The organism is Acinetobacter sp. I-MWF (genome assembly GCF_025433935.1).
In the GTDB taxonomy this organism is placed as follows: Bacteria; Pseudomonadota; Gammaproteobacteria; order Pseudomonadales; family Moraxellaceae; genus Acinetobacter; species Acinetobacter guillouiae.
This window is the reverse complement of sequence record NZ_JAMBAR010000001.1, coordinates 2,681,756-2,701,628: the sequence shown is the minus strand read 5'-3', so window position 1 is coordinate 2,701,628 and position 19,873 is coordinate 2,681,756. Positions and strand designations below refer to the sequence as shown.

The following is a 19,873-nucleotide window of genomic DNA, read 5'->3' as shown; positions in this document are numbered from 1 at the left end:
AGTTCCAAAAAGAAACTTGATCAAAGTATGACTTATGAGTCAAAGCTAATCTAAATATTTTAAGCTGTTGGAATTAGGGTGTTTTAAATGGACTTTGTGGGTTTAGGTTTGTCAGTAAAGTTAGCTTTAATATTCAGCGGGATTTATCTATGGGTAGGTATGCTGACAGGGGTGTGGAAATATTACCAAATTAGTCGATCAGAAATGGCCCGAGCGCATTATTATGTCGATATCGCACATCGCAGTAGCTTGCTTTATGCTCCAGCCACTTTGATTTTGGCGGTAATGGCCTATTGTTCAAGCTGGACAGAAACAACAAATTTGATATTTGTCTTGATCAATTTATTCTTTTTTAGCTTTTCAATCGCCAGTTATGTTTTGCATGGTTTTTTAAAAGATACGACCAATCAATTCAAACAACCACACCAATTAGGAACCATGCAATTACCGAAAATATTGTTACGTATAGCAATGCTGTTATTGGTACTCGGGGAGATTATTGCGACTGGAGGATTATTATTAGGAATGTTTAATACTTTGTTTTAATACTTAAATTTTTATAATTTTCTTATTTAAGATGGATGCATGGCATCCATCTTTTATTCTGTAATCTTCGCGAGTTTACGAGATTTATGGTCGACTACATCCCAAACATAGAAGGCAGCAGAAACGACTAATGCATAGGCAAAAAATTCAGGTTTTAAATTGCCTTGAATGAGTCCATGAATAAACAGAGTCACTAAAAGTGCAAGTGTTGTACTTAGATAGATGACCAGTTTTGTATTTGTCTTCAAAGAATTAATGAAGACTTGCTTATTGAAATGTATTGATAACATCCCCATTCCTCCTGTCTGCTCGACAAAAACCACATTGTTTTAGTCTGGATTGGTTTATTCAGTTGTACCACATCTAATTATTATTTCAAGAGCAAATACCTCTATTATTCAAAATAATTATGACATATTTATTACAAATGATGATTATTTTATAAAAAATGAAAATATGAGTGATTTTTTATATAAATGATGTAATTGTTGTGGAGTTAGTGTGAGCCAGTTATCAAAATAAAATACAATAATTGAATAGGTCTTGAAAGCACTTTCGACTAAAGTTGATGAAAAATTATGCAATATTTATGCAAAAATCGAAAAAATTGACTATTTTTTTAAATAATTCGATCTTGGTACGGAGAACGGTTCATTCATGTAAAAAATGCAACAACGCGACTGAATTTATCTGTGCTAAATAAAAATTGAGTTTTAGTATTTTTAAGCCAAATGATTTTATACATAGCGAAAAACTTGATTCGATCTATTCAGGTGCATAGATCACATGTTTGAAGCACTAAGATGGATCAAAGGACGCTTTAAAAATTGTGTCGCAAACAATAACGGCCTGTGGGGTAAACATGACAATTATTGATCACTGTTAAAATAAGATTTGGGTAAAATCAAATTTTAAGGATGATAATTAAAAAGCTTTATTTTTTAATTTTATCAATTACGACACAGATGATTAACACGATCAATGATGGGATCACCCATGCAAGATTCTGTTCATTTAACGGTAAGTTTTGAATCATTAAAGGTAAGCTGTCTTTAAAGCTTGTGACTTTAATTCCTTCAATAAGACCAAATAGAAATGCAACACCAGTAACAGGTGCGATAACCGTGGTTGGGTTATTGAATTTGCCCCAAAAGAAGCTTAATAGAATGACCACAATTGCGGGTGGGTAAATTGCACTGAGTACTGGGACTGAAAAAGCAATCAGTTTGGTTAAACCTAGATTTGAAATCACCAATGAAAATAATACCAAAATAATTACTAAAACTTTATATGGGATTTTCGTGAGTTCAGAGAAGTATTCAGCACATGCACAGGTTAAGCCAATCGCGGTAACCATACATGCAATAAAAATCAAACCTGTCAGGAATAAAGAACCTAAGTCACCAAAAGCATGTTGAACATAAGCATGCAGGATCACTGCGCCATTTTCAGCATTTGGAGCAGCATCATGACTGCCTAAACCAAGTTTAAATAAGCTGAGATAAACTAGCGTTAAACCTACACCAGAAATCAAACTTGCAATAATGGCATATTTGGTTACGAGCTTTTTATCTGTGACACCACGAGAGTGGATGGCATGAATAATCACAATACCGAAAACCAAAGCGCCTAAAGTGTCCATGGTCAAATAACCATTTACAAAACCTTCAGAAACTGGACTGGTAGCGTAATTGTTGATCGCAGGAGAAATTGAACCAGTCGGGATCAGAAATGCTGCAATACCTAAAATTGCCAGTGCAATAATTTTTAGCGGCGCAAGAATATGACCCACTGTATCCAATAATTTATTTGGATAAAGAGAAACTAAAGTTACAAATGCAAAATAGATAACACTATAAATAAATAATGATGTACCACCATTTCCAAAGTATGAGGAAAAACCAATTTCATAAGAAACAGTTGCAGTACGAGGTGTAGCAAATAATGGCCCAACCGAGAGATAACACACTACGGTCAGTATTAAACTTGCGACTTTACCTAAAGGCGAGCTTAAAAGCGCAATAGAACCTTCAGTTTTAGAAAGTGCCATAATGGTAATAACTGGTAAGCCTACAGCTGTGACTAGAAAACCTAGCGCTGCGAGCCATACATGTTCACCGGCTTGTTGAGCAACAATGGGTGGAAAAATAATATTGCCTGCCCCAATAAATAAGGCAAAGGTCATAAAGCCTAAAGCAATAATATCCTTTGTACGGAGATTAGTCATAAACTGTGGTTGAAAAAGCAAAACAGCGATTTTAGTAGAAATAGCTTATTTTTTGTATTTTATTTTATGGATAATATTCCCGTTTTTTATAAATTTTAACCAATTAGTCATATTGATTATATTTATGTGGATGATTCACAGTTAATTTTCAAAAATCAAAATTTTCAAAAAAAATAGAATAGATAAAATCATCATATGGAAAGATTATACTCATTCTAAAATTTATGTGCTTGATTTTGCATTTTTATTGAATAAGATAGGCGGTAAATTGCCCTAAATGTATTGAAAAGGCATATAATATTTTTTCACTTTTGCGGACAAATCCAATGAAAGCTTCTACAGTCACCATTAAAACCGAACAAGACCTTGAAAAATTAAGAGTGTCAGGGCGTTTAGCTGCTCAAGTTTTAGCAATGATTGGTGAATATGTGAAGCCAGGGGTGACGACTGAGTATTTAGATGATATTTGCAATGATTTTATTGTCAATACGCTAAAAGTGATCCCTGCAAATATTGGATATTATGGTTATACCAAAACCACCTGTATTTCTCCAAATGAAGTGGTCTGTCACGGTATCCCATCAAAACACAAAGTTTTAAATGATGGCGATATTATCAATATCGATGTTGCAATTATCAAAGATGGTTATTTTGGTGATACCAGTCGTATGTACTATGTGGGTACAGTTAAACCTGAAGCGAAAAGACTGGTTGAAACGACTTATGAGGCAATGGTGGCTGGGATTCATATGGTCAAACCCGGTGCAACACTCGGGGATATTGGTCATGCAATCCAACAAGTTGGGCAACGTGAAGGTTATACGATCGTTCGTGAATATTGTGGTCATGGGATTGGTAAGATTTATCATGAGCAACCTAACGTATTACATTATGGTCAACCCGGACAGGGCTTAGTGCTTAAAAAGGGTATGGTTTTTACCATTGAACCAATGATTAATGCGGGGAAATCCAGTGTTAAAGAGCTGAAAGATGGCTGGACTGTGGTTACTGCGGATAAGTCATTGTCAGCACAATGGGAACATATGGTTGCTGTCACAGATACAGGATTTGAATTGCTTACACCTTGGCCTGAAGGCACTGGCAACTACCCTGAGATTTAATCTTTAGACTTTGGTCTAATGAATGAATTATGCTCAGCGATTTATTGTTTTTTTATCTTTGAAAATGAGATTTTTCTCACTTTATTTGCTGGAAATGTGGATCTTTTAGGGGGTATTTTCGTTTAAGAAATATCCAATAAGTGTTTTTAAGTATTGGTTTAAATATTAACCAATCGCTAAGATAGCTTCCAGATTCTCGCTGTAGTTTCTATTGTTGTTTCAAGCTTTCTAGCTTACCCATCCTAGGGTAAGCTTTTTTTTGTCTATCGCTTCTCGATTTGCTTTGATTCGACGATTGCAAATTTAAAATAAGATGAATGAGCCTACATTCATCTTATTGATCAAAATGCTATTTTTTAAGTTTAAAGTTTAAAATAAACGAAACAGCGAAGCCAAATAGTAGTCCCCAAAAAGCGGAACCAATCCCAAAAAACTGAACACCTGATGCACTGAATAAGAAGGTGAGCAGTGCAGCTTCACGGTCTTTGACTTCATGAAATGCAATCGCAATATTATGGCTAATCGTACCAAACAAGGCGATCCCCGCTAATGCCACAATAAAAAGATGTGGAAAAGACATCAATAGACTTGTCAATGTTGCCGCAAATAACCCCATCAAAATATAAAAGAAACCACAGCTCATGCCGGCAATATAACGCTTCGCAGGGTCTGGGTGAACTTGGTCATCCAGACTGACAGCAGCACTGATTGCGGCAATATTCACGGTATAACAGCCAAATGGTGCAAGCAAAGTCTGCGCTGTACCAGTCCAACCAATAAGTTGGTTAACATGGGGTTTATAGCCATAACTTTTAATCATCGCAATCCCTGGTAAATACTGAGATGCCATATTGATTACAAATAAAGGCAGTGCCAATCCTAGAATCGCAGACCATGTGAACTCAGGTGTCATCCATACTGGTTTTGCCAATCCCCAATGTAAGGTTGGAACATGAAACTCCATAAAAAATGGACAAATGATGATTCCAGCGATCACGGTAATCACAATACAATAACGTGCCCATAGCCGTTTAGTGATGATATAAACCGCCAAGAGGCTGAGAATAAATGCCCAGTCGTTTTGCATACTGGCGAATAGAGCAATACCAAACTTGAGTAATACGCCTGCAAGCATGGCACTGGTCAAACTCTGGGGAATATACGAAATAATTTTTTCAAATATGCCTAAAAAGCCTAGGGTGGCAGTCAGTAAGCCGCTCACCAAGAAAGCACCAATCGCTTCATAGAGTGAGTAGCCGCTGGCAGTGGCAATGATGAGTGCAAGTGCAGCGGTTGACCATGAGGTGGCAACAGGATATTTGAATTTCCAAGAAAGAATTAATCCTGAAAGACCTATACCTAAACCGAGTGCCCAAAACCAAGAGGTAATTTGTTCAGGATTTGCGCCAAGTAATTGAGCTGCTTGTATAACGAGTACAGCCGAAACACTGATACCAATTAAGAAGGTAATGAAACCTGCAAATACAGCAGGTATAGAGAAGTCTTGGAGTAACTTTTGCATGATCCCTTGCTTTTAAATTTGATTGAATGGTTGAAAATGCAACCATCATACATGGATCATTTTAAAGCTTATAGGGTTAATTGGAATTAAATAGCAAAAGGAAAAATAAAATTGAATAAATTCTCATTTTGGGAGAATTTGGCTTTTTAAAGTTAAAATAGTTTAGTGGAAAGTAATTTATACCTACTTATAAGGATTAGATATTATCTTGAATAGAAAGCGCAGTTTATCCAAAAGAACGATCCAAAAAAGAATGCTTTTAATCGGGAAATTTATTGAGCTAAATCAGCTTACATCGTTGAAACGGCAAGTTTTATTCCAAAGGCACAGAACAGTAAGCCTACACAAGCAACACAACCTGCAGCAATTTTGTAGCGTGTATTGAAAAAAGTGGCGAGTTTAACCCCTGAGAAGATCAAGATCGTCAAATAACTCATACTGATGATTTGCAGAATCACTGAAAGTGCCGCAAAACTTAAAGCAGGGTAAGGGTAATCAGGATCGACAAACTGAACAAAGAACGAAAGATAAAATAAAATTGCTTTTGGGTTGAGTAAGCTAATGGTTAGTGCTGTTCGAAATGGATGAAATTGTTCGTGAGTTGCAGTATTCGATGTATTTGTTTGCAGCGTTTGTGGTTTGCTCTGCCAAGTTTTGATACTTGCGATCAACAAACGAATACCGAGATAAGACAGATAGCTTGCACCTACAACTTTGAGAATGATAAATAACCAAGGAAAGGCATGTAGTAAAGAGGCAGCACCTAAAACAGTACAGAGAATCAGGATTAAATCTCCTGTAAATACGCCTAAGGCACCAATATAGCCCGTTTTAATCCCAAATCGAGAGGCAATTGACATCACATACAATGAGTTGGGACCGGGTAAAATGACGATAAAAATAGTCCCTAGTATATATGTCACAATATCGGTAATACCAAACACAACATTCTCACTGTATAAGAAAAGCGAAATAAAAAAGCCGAGCGTTTATGATAACAAACTCGGCTTTAGAGTGTGAGCGATTTTAGTGCAATTTTAACCAAAAGCGCATCTACAATTTAGATTTATATAAATCATTCTAAAAGCATAGATTAGTCAATAAAATCAGCATCTAGGCCAAAAGATTGACGCAATAATAATGCGAGTTGTTCACGCGCTTTGATAAAACCGTCAATCCCGCTTTGCAATAATTGGAATGCCATTAAATCAGCTTCCAATTGTTGTTTAAATTCAGCTTTAGAGATCTCTTGATGTTCTTGAGCAGTCTGTTCAGTGTCTAAGCTGAGTTGAGAAACCACATGACGTTGATCATTTTTCAATTTTTCTAGCAGACCCGGTGCAACGGTTAAAAGGTCGCAACCTGCTAAACCTAAAACTTGGTCAATGCTACGGAAGCTTGCGCCCATCACTTCAGTTTTGATTTGATGTTGCTTGTAGTAATGATAAATTTGTTTAACAGACAATACGCCTGGATCTTTCTCAATTGGATAGCTCTCTACATTTTCAGCTTTTTTAAACCAATCTAAAATACGACCGACAAATGGAGAAATCAAAGTAACATTGGCATCTGCACAGGCTTTGGCTTGGTGTAAACCAAAAAGCAGGGTTAAGTTACAATGAATGCCTTCTGCTTCTAGCACTTTCGCTGCCTGAATACCTTCCCATGTAGAGGCAATCTTGATCAGAATACGGTCTTGGTCGATCCCATATTCTTTATACAATGTAAGTAGCTCTTTAGCCTTGGCAATGGTTTCTTCGGTATTATAGGAAAGGGCTGCATCCACTTCTGTTGAAACACGACCTTCTACAATATTTAAAATTTCGACACCCAGTTTGACGGTGAGAATATCGATGGTGCGTTCGACGAGCGCATCTAATTCATAACCTTCTTTTTTTGCTTGCGCATAGGCATCTTCAATCAGCTCACGACTTTCAGGCTGTTGTGCTGCTGCTGTAATGAGTGACGGGTTAGTCGTTGCATCCAAAGGGCGAAATTGTTGAATTGCGTTTAAATCACCTGTATCAGCAACGATAGTGGTTAAGCGTTTTAATTGATCTAATGCAGATTGTGTCATTACCGATTATTTCTTAGTTAAAATATTTGTGATTTATTTATAACACAATGCGATTTGAGCAAAAGAGGAAAATGTATTGAAAGGCCTATTATTTTGTATGAATTCTTTGATTTCGAATGTGATTAATCAAAAAACGAGCAGCTGAGCCTAAATTGCTCTCACGACTCCAGACTAAGTCGACAAAATATTCAAATTTTGGTGTGAAATCGAGCAAATCTAAGATTTTTAACTTATGTTTGAGCTCAGGATTTTCATTAAACATTTCCAAGGGAAGTACACCCCAACCCAGTTCTTTTAAAATTAAAGCACATGCTGAGTGGTGATTGTCTGTCCGCCAATAGTTTTTAGAATAAAGCAGTTCGGGTTTAATGGTTCGATCACGACTTGCCACGACAATTTGTCTGGATTGTAGGATTTGTTCAAAAGTAACTTGTTTATGTGCTGATAATGGATGATGAATAGCTGAAACAGGGACCAAGGCTTCTTTTTTAAATTCGACAAATTGCTCACGGCTTTCAAGTATTTCACGTTCAAACATCAATGCCAGTTGAGCCGTCTGATTCATCAGCATTTTCAGCGCATCTTCTTGTGGTGCTGAGAAGATATTAATTTCTAAAGTTGGAAAATGCTCTCCCAACAGTGCAATGTATTCAGCCCAGTCTGTATGCAGTAATTCAGAAACCACCACGATATTTAATGAGGATTCCAAGCCTTCGCTAAGTGCAATCGCTTGTTGTTTCCACTGATTCATTTCTACCAGCAGTTGTTCAGTTTTTTCATATAAGCGTTGAGCTTGAGGTGTAGGGATTGGTTCACGTCCCACACGATTAAAGAGTTTTAGATTTAAGTCTATTTCCAAGTTGGCGATAGACATACTGACAGCGGAGGGGACTTTGCCAAGCTGTCGGGCTGCTGCTGAAAATGAACCTGTTTCCATCACCGTTTTAAAGATAGTGAGTTGTTCTTGGTTAATATTCACGCGCTTGGCACCATTATGTTTAATTTTTCAGTCATTAAATTTACTCCAATTCACGCAACCTTTCAATAAAACTGAAAGAACCTGACTCGATTGATCAATATTATAAAAATATAATGCATCCATCGAATCAAGAAAGAGTAGTTTTAAATGATGATTTCCAAAAGAAGGGTTATTCATGCATTAAGCTATGAAGTCATCCTATTGGTGATCATAGCGATTGCATTAAGTTTTATTTTTGAAGTACCAATGGAAGTTACTGGTGTATTAGGTGTTGCAATGGCCGTGACTTCAGTGGTTTGGAATATGGTGTTTAACCATTTCTTTGAACAATTTGAGCGTAAGAGAAAACTTAAACGTACCATTGGTGTACGTATTTTACATGCCATTGGTTTTGAGGGTGGTTTGATGTTAGCCACGATTCCAATGGTTGCTTACGCAATGGATATGTCTTTGTGGCAAGCAATTTTATTGGATTTTGGAATGACCACCTGTATTTTGGTGTATACCTTTATTTTCCAATGGTGTTATGACTTGATTGAAGAGCGCATGGGGGCAAAGCCTGTACATTCTTAATTAAGCCTGCGATGCATTTATTTTATTTCAAATGTGTTGCGATAGAGATCCCCTTAGTTTTATTGAAAAGTAAGGGGATCTTTTTTTATAAAAATTTAATTGAATAAATAACATATAATTAAAATAGATTTTAAATAATGAATAAAGACTGGATAAAACATAATCAATAAAGATAAAACCCGTTACACGATCACAGCTCAGTTTAAACAAACTTTTGCAAAAGATAATTGAATTCAATTTGTTTTGTAAAATTGTTCGCCTACAATAGGGTCTGTTAACATTTCATAAATGGCTTGCGTTGTAGGCTAAAATTGAGCAGGCAAGGCATGAAACGAAGAGAATAGCGAGACTATTTTCGAGTTTCATAACACAGACTGAGATAATTTTAACCACAACCCTTCGGGACTAGAGTTTTTTTGTCGCTACGTCGTTACGAACTACTCATTTAGCTGACTAAATTTCGTATTTCGTGCCTCGAATCGTCTAAAAAAACTAGTTGTCGCAAACATAGAAGAAGTGTCAACAGACCCTAATAAATTCAATATATGTAAGAGATGGATTGAGGCAAATATGGTGCAGACAGTTCAGGAGCAGCTGCCACATAGACACCAGCTTGCTGCTCAAGAATTACTTCAGGTTTCAGCAAATTTAAATAAGATTTATCTTGATCAATTTGACTATTTGTCCGAGATTACTGCGCACAACTTTTTCCAGTTTGATCCACAGCAGCATAAATTCAGTCTGGCAAATCAGTTACTCAATATTTACTTTGATGAAGAAAAGGGTTTAATTTTTGATTTAAATTTTGCAAAGTTACCGCGTTGTTTAGAAAATAAAATCAATATCAATCGTTTTGTTCAATATTTCTCAGAAAATATTTATTTTTATACAACAAAATATCATGAGATACATCCAACTGATTTAAAGACCAAAGCTCAAATCATCCGCCAAACGCTGATTGAGCAGGTTTTCGAGTGGGTGGATGGTGAAAATCGGGTAGAGCAGTATTTATATAATATTAGTGAAGCAGATGCAGAGCGTATTGATCAAATTTTGCTGTACTATGAATATTTTGATTATGCCTATGTTTCTGATTTTGCCAAATATGGTAAAGCGATTCCTTTAAGTGTTGAAATTAACATTAAGCATTTAGTGCTGATTAATTCTGTATTGGGTCAAGAGTTTTTACCGATTCAGTCATTGGTACCCAAATTTCAACAGGCCATTTTTTCTTTAGATCAGTTTATTCCAGCGCATTATTTGCGTATTTTAAAGATTTTTCACCCAGAATCATTACGCTTACACGAACTCAGTCAGTATTTTGCAAGTTATCAATTACTGGCTGTACATGCTCAAGAACAACCGCAAATGCTTGCTTATGCAAAATATATGAAACGGGGCTTTTGGCAATATCAGGATTTATTGAGCAAGCAACACTTTTTACAAAAAGATGCTGAATATTGGGAACAGGATCAAGTTCCACAATTTCCAATTTGTAGCCTTAAGCGCACTGCAAATTGGCTATTTAAACAAGATGAACAGGTCAATGATTGGATTAGTCGACATATAAAGGATCCCAATGTCAGGATCACGATCACAGCATTAAGTCTGATTGATACTTCAAAGATTTATCCTGAAGTCACTGTAGGTGTTTTAAAGTATTTTAAAAATATTGCAGCACGGCTATTTTTAATTGAGTGTCACTCTTTTGCAATTACAAATGAATGGCAGAATCATCCAAAGAACAATCGTTATAGTTTTTTAAAAACAGAGATTGAAAATAAATCGAATAAGAAAACGATTTCTAATTCTTATTTATATATCGAAGAATGGTTGGATTTCGCTGCATTGATGTTAGCGGATCAACCACAGATGTATAAAAAAATATACCTTAAGATAAATCGTATCATTCAAGCATTTATGCTGTTTGTACAACACATTGCTCAGGGTTTACCCAAGCAACTGATTAAATTTATTGATCCGCAACGACAACAACATGCAGAATTTTTTATTCAGTTGCAAAAGCACAATATAACAGTCGATGATTTTCGTAAAAAACTGAAACACATGCAGATCGGTCGTGCATCTAACCATAGTATTTACGACAGCTTTGTTTTGGACTATGTGATGCATTTATTTAATGATCATCACGATATAGAGCGGAATGTCACTTGGTCTGGTCTATATCAACAAGCACAGCGTTGGCATCAACATCATTATTTTGTTGATACCTTATCAACACTTAAAGAAAAAATAGATGTAGAGCATTGGGATCGCGTTGCACCAATGCAAAAGATTTATTTTGAAGAGTGGTGCTATGAGGAACTGAATAGCTTAAAACGAATTATCCAAGAGTCGCTGGTGTTTAAACACTGTTTGGCATTGTCCTATTGTGCGCGGATCGCAGATCGTGAATATGTAGCATTTCATGTATCGAAAGTTGATGATGCGACTCAGGAAATGACGCTAGGTTGTTATTATAAATTAGGACGTTTGGTCTTTGATCAATTGCGTTTACCTAATAATCATATTCCTGATGAGTTTTATATATTGAAAGCTCAAGCTTTTATTGATGATGTAAATCAGCATTTAAAATGGAAAAGCAGTATTCAACCCAATGAAGAATTGGGGAATTTATAGTTTGACGCAGATCATTTTTGAGTGAGCGACTTGGCTTTAATTCACTTTTCATGATGCATTTGGCTTAACTTTTTATGTAAAAATCGTTAGGCTATAGCCGTCCCATCCTGTTTAGGTAATTCAAGGCTGTTATGAAACAAGAAACTGCACTCAAACTTATGAAAGCGGGTGAAAATGTCTTTTTGACTGGATCTGCTGGTGCAGGAAAAACCTATACGCTTAATCAGTACATCAATTATTTAAAAGCACGCAAAGTCCCTGTTGCAATTACAGCATCTACGGGGATTGCAGCAACACATATGAATGGAATGACGATTCATACTTGGGCAGGCATAGGGATCAAAGATACGCTGACTGATGATGATTTAAAGCGTATGAAAGAGCGTAAATACTTAAAAGAGCATTTAGAAAATGCCCAAGTCTTGATCATTGATGAAATTTCAATGTTACATGCCAAACAGCTTAATTTGGTCAATCAAGTTTTAAAATATTTTAAAGAATCTGATGATGCTTTCGGTGGTATTCAAGTAATTGCAGCTGGAGACTTTTTTCAGCTGCCGCCTGTAGGAAAAAATAGCGAACTAAATCGAGATAAATTTTGTTTTATGTCAACCGCTTGGGTTGAAGCAAAATTTCGTGTTTGCTACCTGACAGAGCAGCATCGTCAAGATGATTCGGCATTGAATGATGTACTCAATGCGATTCGTGCCCAGAATATTCAGCCACAGCATATTCAAGCGCTACAAGATACCCGTAATCAAGACATTGGCGATACCTACACGCGTTTATATACCCACAATATGGACGTGGATAGCATCAACTTTCAGCATCTCAATGCGATTGAAGGGGATGATCATCAATTTGTAGCGGTGACAGATGGTAATGAAAAGCTGATCGAAACATTGAAATCTTCTGTACGTGCACCTGATGAGTTGACGCTTAAAAAGCATGCCAAAGTTATGTTCGTTAAAAATAACTTCGATATGGGCTATATCAACGGTAGTTTAGGTGAAGTTATTGGTTTTGAAGAAGACGATGAACTAGGAATGTTGCCTAAAGTCAAAATGACCGATGGTACAACCTTATTGGTTGCGCCAGAAACGTGGTCTGTTGACAATGAAGGTGGTAAAACCATCGCCAGTCTACAACAAGTGCCATTACGGTTAGCTTGGGCGATTACGATTCATAAATCACAAGGGATGACCTTGGAAGCCGCGGAAATCAACTTAAGCCATACCTTTGAAAAAGGTCAGGGTTATGTGGCTTTATCCCGGCTTAAATCGATTCAGGGTTTAAGATTGTTAGGTTTTAATGATCAGGCGTTGGAACTGGATAGTCTTGCAATTAAAGCAGATCGCCGTTTTCAAGAGTTATCCAATGAAGCCGAAGTGCATTATGCAGATTCAGACTTAACCACACAGCACAATGCCTTTATTCGTCATTGTGGCGGGACGTTAAATACCACTGAAATTGAACGTAATGAAAAGAAGCTGGCGCGTAATAGTGGTAAAACCAATTATGCTTCGGCAACACTTGATGAAACACGTGAATTGTTTGAAAGTGGCTATGAGATTCAGGATATTGCGGTTGAACGTGGATTAACTCCTGCGACGATTATCAATCATTTGGCTCGTTTACATCGAGAGCAAGGTTTAGATATCTCGATTGCAAATCCTGGTGAAGAAGTTGTAGAAAAAATTCGTGTGATCTATAAAAAATTGAAGAAACGTCAAGATCCAAGTCATTTTAATGATGATGGTGCGATTAAATTGCGTCCAATCGTTGATTTAACCAGTCCCAAAATGGGCTATGATCAGGTACGTTTGGCATTGTTATTTGTTGAGTGATAGATGTTTTTAGTGATGAATTAATGGCTAAATTTGAGAAAAAGTTATTAAGTCCACGTTTAGCTATTTTGTCTAAATGCAAATATTCTAATAGTTATAATCTCAGCTTTCAGTTGTGCCCATTTTATTATGCGCATGAATTGATAGATTCAAATATTTCTTTTGAAGGGTTGGAGCTACCATCTCCATTTTTAAAAGATTTGCTTGGGTTGACGTTGGTTTTTGATGAAAATGAATGTGATGCATTTAATGGGTGTTTTACCATTAAAAGTATCCATAATCCTGTCGATTTATACCAATTGGCATTTATTGAAAGTCGTGACGGTTATCTAAAAGTGATTGCGAAAATCAAGATCGATTTTGAGTTTGAGCAATTTGACGATTTTGAAAATCTAGAATTGGTGATCAATGCTACTGTTGCATCTCAGATCTTATGATTCAATCGTTTTAAGTTAAAAAGAATGCATTAACACAGATGTTTATTGATGATTTTGTTAAGGTCTATCAATAGAATACAATAGATGTCGTGCTTTGAATGAGATAAAGAACCATAAAGCACCCTAGTGCAGAAATGTTTCATCTTATGGTTATTCTTATTCTAAAATTAAAGTGAATTTCAGCATCGTATAGTTGTGTAGTAAATTTGGATGCTATACTCACACTTTAACTTCCTTCAAAACCAGTGCTTTTTTATGACACTTACGCCACCTTAAGTTTATTTACCTCTTCTAATCTGTAAATAACTCATCATTGTCTAGTGATGTGGTGTAGTCGTTTGTGTGTCGTATATCACATCACTAGCCTATCAAAAAATCAAAAAAATAGGCGCTATTTATGTTATCTAATATCCGAGAACAATGGTTCTCTAACATCCGTGGGGATGTGCTTGCTGGACTTGTTGTGGGGCTTGCACTCATCCCTGAAGCTATCGCTTTTTCAATTATTGCTGGTGTAGATCCAAAAGTGGGTTTATATGCATCATTTTGTATCGCCGTCGTGATTTCGTTTGTTGGGGGACGTCCAGCAATGATTTCGGCAGCAACAGGCGCTATGGCATTGCTTATGGTCACTTTAGTAAAAGAGCATGGCCTTGAATATTTACTTGCTGCAACAATTTTAACGGGTGTGATTCAAATATTTGCAGGCTATTTGAAGTTAGCGAAGTTAATGCGGTTTGTTTCTAAATCCGTAGTGATTGGTTTTGTGAATGCTCTAGCTATCTTGATTTTTATGGCTCAGTTGCCTGAATTTGTGAATGTGACGTGGCATGTTTATGCTTTGGTTGCATTAGGTTTGGTAATCATTTATTTATTTCCGTTCATTCCAAAATTAGGAAAAATACTGCCTTCTCCGCTTGTGTGTATTATTGCAATTACGATATTGGCAATGAGTCTTGGATTTGATGTGCGAACAGTTGGAGATATGGGGGCTTTGCCTGATACGCTTCCAATATTTTTACTTCCAGACATCCCTTTGAATGTTGAAACATTGAAGATTATCTTGCCGTATTCATTCGCATTAGCGGCAGTTGGTTTACTTGAATCTATGATGACAGCGACGATCGTGGATGAAATGACTGATACACCAAGTGATAAATATCAGGAATGCAAAGGGCAAGGAATCGCGAATATTGCATCTGGTTTTATGGGAGGAATGGCGGGTTGCGCAATGATCGGTCAATCTATGATTAATGTGAAATCAGGCGGTTTTTCTCGCTTATCAACATTCTCAGCGGGTATTTTTCTTCTTATTCTTGTTGTGTTTATTAGCGACTGGCTCAAAGTGATTCCAATGGCTGCATTGGTTGCTGTAATGATTATGGTTTCTATTAGTACCTTTGAATGGCGTTCTCTAACTAGCTTTAAAGCAAATCCTAAAAGTAGTAATGTTGTCATGATCGTGACCGTCATAGTGGTCGTAGCTACTCATAACCTCGCATTAGGTGTGCTCAGTGGCGTTTTGCTTTCAGCGCTATTTCTTGCCATTAAATTAGAAGATGATATTCAGGTGAAGTCTGCTTTTGAAGGATCAGCACGTTTATATGATTTAAGCGGTCAGATTTTCTTTAGCTCTTCTGAGAAATTCATGCAAGGTTTTGACTTCAAAGAGAAAATTTCAGATGTCATTATTGATTTGACTCACTCCCATATTTGGGATGTCACATCTGTTGCGATGTTGGATTCTGTTGTAAGCAAATTTCGTAAGAATGGAATCAACGTCACAGTACGTGGTTTAAATGAAGCGAGTTCAATTATGATCGATAAGTATGGCACACATGCCAGAATTTAAATTAAGGAGACTCTACATTTATGTAGAGTATGTAGAGTCTCTAAAATGGGTATAGCTTAATCATTCAAGTACTTCTTAATATGAATTAGCTAAGATTCATTTATGGGATATATGCCACAAATGCTAAAACTAAAATTAGCAAGAGAGAACGGTTTTAGCTTGTGAAATATTGATACAGCTGAAAAATATAATCAATGTAGTATAAAAAATAAAATGTTTGAAATAATTAAGATGCTAACTTAAGCCCAATATCTAGCTTTTAAAAAAGATTCAAACTTAAAGTAATATTTACAGATTAAAATCAACGAAATATAGATTAGTATTTGATTTATCTCGAATTCCTTATCATTTAGAAAATTTAGTATTTGGAAGTAAATTTGTAGAGCTAAAAGTAAGCTGAAAAAAATCATACCTTTACGGCTTGCTTTTTCTTTTACAGTTCTCATGAATCTAAGCGCTAAAATGCTAATTTAGTGTTAATTTTACAGTTTTTTTATATGTTAATGCTATAATTCTGACCAATATCCAGTACTTTCAAACGGTTAATACGATGCCACAAATGTTTATTGATTATTCTGACAATATTCAGAATTTAGATAAAAAGAAATTGATGTTGGGTTTAAATCATGCATTGTTTGATACAGGCTTAGTGAGTGAAGCACATGATATTAAATCCCGTATTCAATCAGTTTCGGATTATTTGATTGGCTTTGGGGATGAAAGTGGCGAGCAGAGTAATCAAGCATTTATTTTTGTACGTTTACAAGGTCTAAGTGGTCGTACTGAACCACAAAAAGATTTAATGACTGAAAATTTATCGCAATTTTTACAGTCATTTGAAGATTATTCTGCACAGGGTTTAGAAATTCAGCTCTGTGTAGAGTTTGCTGAAATGCCACGAGAAATTTATAAAAAAGTTTTTGTGCAAAAATAATCAGCTTGGGGCTTAAAAAATAAGCCCCAATCTTTTACTTATTCACTTCTGAGTTCGCATATTGCTTTAACCAGTTTTGGATATCGCGTTTGTAACTCAACACCATTGAGTAAATCTCTTTCAATCTCGCTCGCTGCAAAATCATAGTGATGTTCAGGATATTGTAAATATACCGCATCACGAATCACAGACTCTTCTTCATTTTCATGATGAACGCTATATGCCTCATCAGCAACATAGAGTAGACCCTCAGCCCAAGTGTCGCCTATATCAAAACTATATTTCCCGCTAACAAAGTTTTGAATATCTTCTTGTATGTCATCAAAGAATTCCTTGCCTTTGAGGATTAACCAACATCTAAAATAAATAAAACCATCATCTGATAAATAGGCATCGAAATTGAAAATACCATCTTTTTCAGTAAAATCAGATTCTAGAATTGTCGAGAGTTCTGCGATTTCAGCACTATAGAGTTGTGAGAGTTTGAGCTGGAGTGTTTTTTCAAAAGTAATCAGTTGTTGTTTATCTAATTGAGATAAATATTGCACAAGATCTTGTAAATGCTGGTCAATATCATAGTCAGACCAGTGAGCATCTTTGTTGTGATTCGACTGGTCTATTGCGTCCCAAAACAATTTTTCTTCTTCTCGTAATGACATAAGTGATTCCATAGGTTTAAGCTTAATTTTAATGCTAAAAAGCAACTTTATCAGTTTGGTCTAAAGGCTTAAAACTTCTATGTCTGCATATTGCCAAATTTTATCTGCACTCATTTGATATATTTCATCTAAAAATGCGACATTAAAGCTTCCAACAGCTTGGGCTTTTTCAAAAGCCAATTTTCCTGCAATCGCAAAATGGATATGTGCAGAGACTGCTGCGATTGTGGCTGTTGTGACTGCACTATACGCAGCAATTAAAGCGCCTAAAGCGCAACCTGTTGCCGTGACTTTAGGCTGTAAAAAGCTTCCGCCATTAACCTGAATCACACTATTAAATTCTTTAGATAGAATAAAGTCAGATTCACCAGAAATTGCAACACATTCGGTATGAGTTAAAAGTGCTAAAGCCTGTAAATACACTTCATTGCTTGACACAGTACTGTCTACACCTTTGGATTCAACTTGATTGCCTGCAAGTGCACTGATCTCTGAGGCATTACCACGAATAACAGTCGGTTTAAGCAAAACCAACTGATCAACCATTTCACTGCGCCATTTGAGAAATGCACCATAACCAACAGGGTCGAGAACCCACGGTGTATTTTTACTTGCTACAGTTTGCGCTGAAATTTGCATAGCCTGCATTTGTTCAGAGGTTGGTGTTCCCACATTGATACTTAATGCCGCAGCAATAGAAGCAAAGCTTTCAGCCTCAAATGGGTTATCAATCATTGCAGGTGAAGCCCCAGCAGCCAGTAAGACATTGGCAGCATAATTTGTTGCAACACTGTTGGTGATACACTGGACTAAGGGCTGTTGAGTTTGCAACTCAGTCCAAGCATCCACAACTTTTTGTAAAATGACATCAGTGTGGGTATGAAGTTGATCCGTTTGAGAATGTGTAATATTTTCAGGATGATTCATAAATGCTCCTTACTGAGTAAAGTAGTGGTCTTGGTGTTTGCAACTGCGACAAAATAATGTCACATAATTTTGTGCATCATACTCAACCGTTAATTCGTTTGAGCCACAATACATACAGCGCTTTTGCGAATAGAAATTTAAGCGTGGCTCAATCTTTTTCCAAGATTTCCACACAGGTTGAAAGAAGATACCTTCATCGTAGCCTAAAAACCGATAAAACAGTATTTCACTCATTCTACTCAATGGAATATTTGGTGGACGTGGCAGGGTTGAGGTTTCCCATTTTTCTGCAATTGCACGGTCTCGATATTGTTGCACTGTTTTCTTGAGAATATTGGTATTAATAAAGTTTTCGTTACGAACTTGTAGCGCCTTTTTTTGATATAGATATTCAAGCGCAGTCTGAATGAGATAGAAAATTTGCCCAACAGCCAATGTGTCGAGTAGGTGGTAACAGAAGATTTGGAAGTTTTTATTGCCCGAAATCTGGATACCCCACGTGCGGCAATAATGTTGGGTAAACTGTACAATTTCTTGATACAGCACAACATAGAGTGCATTTTTGACTTCTTCGGATGTTTTAAATGGGATACCTTGGCTTAGATTTTCATAGAACCAGTGGCGAAGTTGTGTTGCGATACTAAACATACTCGGTTCGGAATAACCATCCAAACGGACATTGATATAGTATTGGTGTGCATCATCACTAAAATCTTTGGCAACAAAAACATTGTCTTTAATCAGTTGGTTGAGAAGTTGACTTTGGAAATAGTAATTGGGGGTAATAGGATGATATTTAATCACTTCCCAATCAATAAACTCTTGATGGTTGGTATTTTCATGCACTTGATTGTCTAAAATACTCAGTAAAAATAATTTATGTAAAAAACTAAGCTGGTCTAAACCTAATTCAAAATTATCTTTTTTCTTTAGCTTACGGGTTTCTTGTAAGCGAGTTTCTTTAATCAGTTTACGCCGTTTGCTTTGGCATGTTTCACAATGACAGTTGCGTTGATTGTTTTGAAAAACTTGATGATTGCAATGGCTACATTGGTGAAAACTGACTTCTTTCTCAAATTCTTCAGCTTCAACATAATACATACTTGCCTGACAAAGTGGGCAAAATGTACTTTCATCCAGCTGTTTTTGCAGAATTTGAAGCATAGAGATAAATATATAAATTATTAAGGACTTTTCATTATACACATCTATATAGATGAAAGCTGATTGCTTAAAATGAATGTATTATAAAATATACATATTCGATGATGATAGAACCCATTGTATTATTATTCAATGATATTTAAAGACTAAATCTCAACAAGCGAATCCAGTTGAGTGCAAATTTAGATGTTTTGGAATGGGGTCATTTTTTAATCTTTTCATCTAGTCTGTACGTAGAATGCCGTTATGGTATTTTCTTGCTCAAAGCACTTAAAAATATTCAAATTGATCTGATTGAGAACCGTTATATAGGGCGCTTCGTTGCGTCAAAACATATTGACTATTCAAAAGTATTGCAGGATAAAATA

17 protein-coding genes are annotated in these 19,873 nt (G+C 36.2%); 8 read left to right on the top strand and 9 right to left on the bottom strand.

Annotated features, from left to right (window positions below):
• Positions 1 to 87: 87 nt before the first annotated feature.
• A complete protein-coding gene (locus M2R48_RS12520; RefSeq protein ID WP_262086333.1) occupies positions 88 to 546 on the top strand; it encodes a hypothetical protein in 459 nt (152 codons plus the stop codon).
• 53 nt (positions 547 to 599) lie between these two features.
• Here M2R48_RS12520 and M2R48_RS12515 read toward each other — a convergent pair whose 3' ends face one another.
• Both M2R48_RS12515 and brnQ read right to left on the bottom strand, forming a co-directional pair.
• A complete protein-coding gene (locus M2R48_RS12515; protein ID WP_004719635.1) occupies positions 600 to 836 on the bottom strand; it encodes a hypothetical protein in 237 nt (78 codons plus the stop codon).
• 644 nt (positions 837 to 1,480) lie between these two features.
• Positions 1,481 to 2,773, bottom strand: a complete 1,293-nt coding sequence (brnQ, locus tag M2R48_RS12510) for a branched-chain amino acid transport system II carrier protein (RefSeq protein ID WP_262086332.1) — start codon at positions 2,771 to 2,773, stop codon at positions 1,481 to 1,483.
• Between the two features lie 326 nt (positions 2,774 to 3,099).
• Here brnQ and map point away from each other — a divergent pair, with 326 nt between their 5' ends.
• Positions 3,100 to 3,894, top strand: coding sequence for a type I methionyl aminopeptidase (map, locus tag M2R48_RS12505; protein WP_004822201.1), 795 nt, complete (start codon positions 3,100 to 3,102; stop codon positions 3,892 to 3,894).
• A 349-nt stretch (positions 3,895 to 4,243) separates the two neighbouring features.
• Here map and M2R48_RS12500 read toward each other — a convergent pair whose 3' ends face one another.
• The 4 genes from M2R48_RS12500 to M2R48_RS12485 all read right to left on the bottom strand — a co-directional run bounded on the left by M2R48_RS12500 (position 4,244) and on the right by M2R48_RS12485 (position 8,472).
• Positions 4,244 to 5,416 (bottom strand): benzoate/H(+) symporter BenE family transporter, encoded by a 1,173-nt coding sequence (locus M2R48_RS12500; RefSeq protein ID WP_034617575.1) that lies wholly within the window; start codon positions 5,414 to 5,416, stop codon positions 4,244 to 4,246.
• A 290-nt stretch (positions 5,417 to 5,706) separates the two neighbouring features.
• On the bottom strand, positions 5,707 to 6,360 hold the full coding sequence (leuE, locus tag M2R48_RS12495) for a leucine efflux protein LeuE (protein ID WP_034618364.1): 654 nt from the start codon (positions 6,358 to 6,360) through the stop codon (positions 5,707 to 5,709).
• Positions 6,361 to 6,509: 149 nt separating this feature from the next.
• Positions 6,510 to 7,493, bottom strand: coding sequence for a transaldolase (tal, locus tag M2R48_RS12490; protein WP_262086331.1), 984 nt, complete (start codon positions 7,491 to 7,493; stop codon positions 6,510 to 6,512).
• A gap of 88 nt (positions 7,494 to 7,581) precedes the next feature.
• Positions 7,582 to 8,472 (bottom strand): LysR family transcriptional regulator, encoded by an 891-nt coding sequence (locus M2R48_RS12485; protein ID WP_034618362.1) that lies wholly within the window; start codon positions 8,470 to 8,472, stop codon positions 7,582 to 7,584.
• A 147-nt stretch (positions 8,473 to 8,619) separates the two neighbouring features.
• Here M2R48_RS12485 and aceI point away from each other — a divergent pair, with 147 nt between their 5' ends.
• The 6 genes from aceI (at position 8,620) to M2R48_RS12455 (ending at position 16,755) form a co-directional block, all read left to right on the top strand.
• Positions 8,620 to 9,045, top strand: a complete 426-nt coding sequence (gene aceI / locus M2R48_RS12480) for a chlorhexidine efflux PACE transporter AceI (RefSeq protein ID WP_004822192.1) — start codon at positions 8,620 to 8,622, stop codon at positions 9,043 to 9,045.
• A gap of 570 nt (positions 9,046 to 9,615) precedes the next feature.
• The gene (locus tag M2R48_RS12475; RefSeq protein WP_262086330.1) at positions 9,616 to 11,685 is read left to right on the top strand and encodes a hypothetical protein; all 2,070 of its coding nucleotides are present in this window, start codon (positions 9,616 to 9,618) and stop codon (positions 11,683 to 11,685) included.
• Between the two features lie 131 nt (positions 11,686 to 11,816).
• On the top strand, positions 11,817 to 13,532 hold the full coding sequence (locus M2R48_RS12470) for an AAA family ATPase (protein WP_004822190.1): 1,716 nt from the start codon (positions 11,817 to 11,819) through the stop codon (positions 13,530 to 13,532).
• 23 nt (positions 13,533 to 13,555) lie between these two features.
• Positions 13,556 to 13,969: a hypothetical protein gene (locus M2R48_RS12465; protein ID WP_262086329.1), complete on the top strand. Its 414-nt coding sequence runs from the start codon at positions 13,556 to 13,558 to the stop codon at positions 13,967 to 13,969.
• Between the two features lie 397 nt (positions 13,970 to 14,366).
• Positions 14,367 to 15,821, top strand: coding sequence for a SulP family inorganic anion transporter (locus M2R48_RS12460; RefSeq protein ID WP_262086328.1), 1,455 nt, complete (start codon positions 14,367 to 14,369; stop codon positions 15,819 to 15,821).
• Between the two features lie 550 nt (positions 15,822 to 16,371).
• Positions 16,372 to 16,755 carry a 5-carboxymethyl-2-hydroxymuconate Delta-isomerase gene (locus M2R48_RS12455; protein WP_262086327.1) on the top strand — a complete coding sequence of 128 codons (384 nt, stop codon included), beginning with the start codon at positions 16,372 to 16,374 and terminating at the stop codon, positions 16,753 to 16,755.
• Positions 16,756 to 16,793: 38 nt separating this feature from the next.
• On the opposite strand, the gene M2R48_RS12450 is transcribed toward M2R48_RS12455, so the two are convergent.
• From M2R48_RS12450 to M2R48_RS12440, 3 genes are read right to left on the bottom strand one after another with little or no spacing between them, the layout of a single operon-like run.
• The gene (locus M2R48_RS12450; protein WP_262086326.1) at positions 16,794 to 17,414 is read right to left on the bottom strand and encodes a DUF4240 domain-containing protein; all 621 of its coding nucleotides are present in this window, start codon (positions 17,412 to 17,414) and stop codon (positions 16,794 to 16,796) included.
• 60 nt (positions 17,415 to 17,474) lie between these two features.
• Complete coding sequence (thiM, locus tag M2R48_RS12445; RefSeq protein ID WP_262086325.1) at positions 17,475 to 18,341, bottom strand: hydroxyethylthiazole kinase; 867 nt, start codon at positions 18,339 to 18,341, stop codon at positions 17,475 to 17,477.
• A 9-nt stretch (positions 18,342 to 18,350) separates the two neighbouring features.
• A complete protein-coding gene (locus M2R48_RS12440; protein ID WP_262086324.1) occupies positions 18,351 to 19,505 on the bottom strand; it encodes a hypothetical protein in 1,155 nt (384 codons plus the stop codon).
• Positions 19,506 to 19,873 lie beyond the last annotated feature (368 nt).

What these genes read in the sequence shown, in the direction of transcription:
- M2R48_RS12520 (WP_262086333.1), top strand. Translation starts at nt 88, where the DNA reads ATGGACTTTGTGGGTTTAGGTTTGTCAGTAAAGTTAGCTTTAATATTC.
- M2R48_RS12515 (WP_004719635.1), bottom strand. Translation starts at nt 836, where the DNA reads ATGTTATCAATACATTTCAATAAGCAAGTCTTCATTAATTCTTTGAAG.
- brnQ (WP_262086332.1), bottom strand. Translation starts at nt 2,773, where the DNA reads ATGACTAATCTCCGTACAAAGGATATTATTGCTTTAGGCTTTATGACC.
- map (WP_004822201.1), top strand. Translation starts at nt 3,100, where the DNA reads ATGAAAGCTTCTACAGTCACCATTAAAACCGAACAAGACCTTGAAAAA.
- M2R48_RS12500 (WP_034617575.1), bottom strand. Translation starts at nt 5,416, where the DNA reads ATGCAAAAGTTACTCCAAGACTTCTCTATACCTGCTGTATTTGCAGGT.
- tal (WP_262086331.1), bottom strand. Translation starts at nt 7,493, where the DNA reads ATGACACAATCTGCATTAGATCAATTAAAACGCTTAACCACTATCGTT.
- aceI (WP_004822192.1), top strand. Translation starts at nt 8,620, where the DNA reads ATGATGATTTCCAAAAGAAGGGTTATTCATGCATTAAGCTATGAAGTC.
- M2R48_RS12475 (WP_262086330.1), top strand. Translation starts at nt 9,616, where the DNA reads ATGGTGCAGACAGTTCAGGAGCAGCTGCCACATAGACACCAGCTTGCT.
- M2R48_RS12470 (WP_004822190.1), top strand. Translation starts at nt 11,817, where the DNA reads ATGAAACAAGAAACTGCACTCAAACTTATGAAAGCGGGTGAAAATGTC.
- M2R48_RS12465 (WP_262086329.1), top strand. Translation starts at nt 13,556, where the DNA reads ATGGCTAAATTTGAGAAAAAGTTATTAAGTCCACGTTTAGCTATTTTG.
- M2R48_RS12460 (WP_262086328.1), top strand. Translation starts at nt 14,367, where the DNA reads ATGTTATCTAATATCCGAGAACAATGGTTCTCTAACATCCGTGGGGAT.
- M2R48_RS12455 (WP_262086327.1), top strand. Translation starts at nt 16,372, where the DNA reads ATGCCACAAATGTTTATTGATTATTCTGACAATATTCAGAATTTAGAT.
- M2R48_RS12450 (WP_262086326.1), bottom strand. Translation starts at nt 17,414, where the DNA reads ATGTCATTACGAGAAGAAGAAAAATTGTTTTGGGACGCAATAGACCAG.
- thiM (WP_262086325.1), bottom strand. Translation starts at nt 18,341, where the DNA reads ATGAATCATCCTGAAAATATTACACATTCTCAAACGGATCAACTTCAT.
- M2R48_RS12440 (WP_262086324.1), bottom strand. Translation starts at nt 19,505, where the DNA reads ATGCTTCAAATTCTGCAAAAACAGCTGGATGAAAGTACATTTTGCCCA.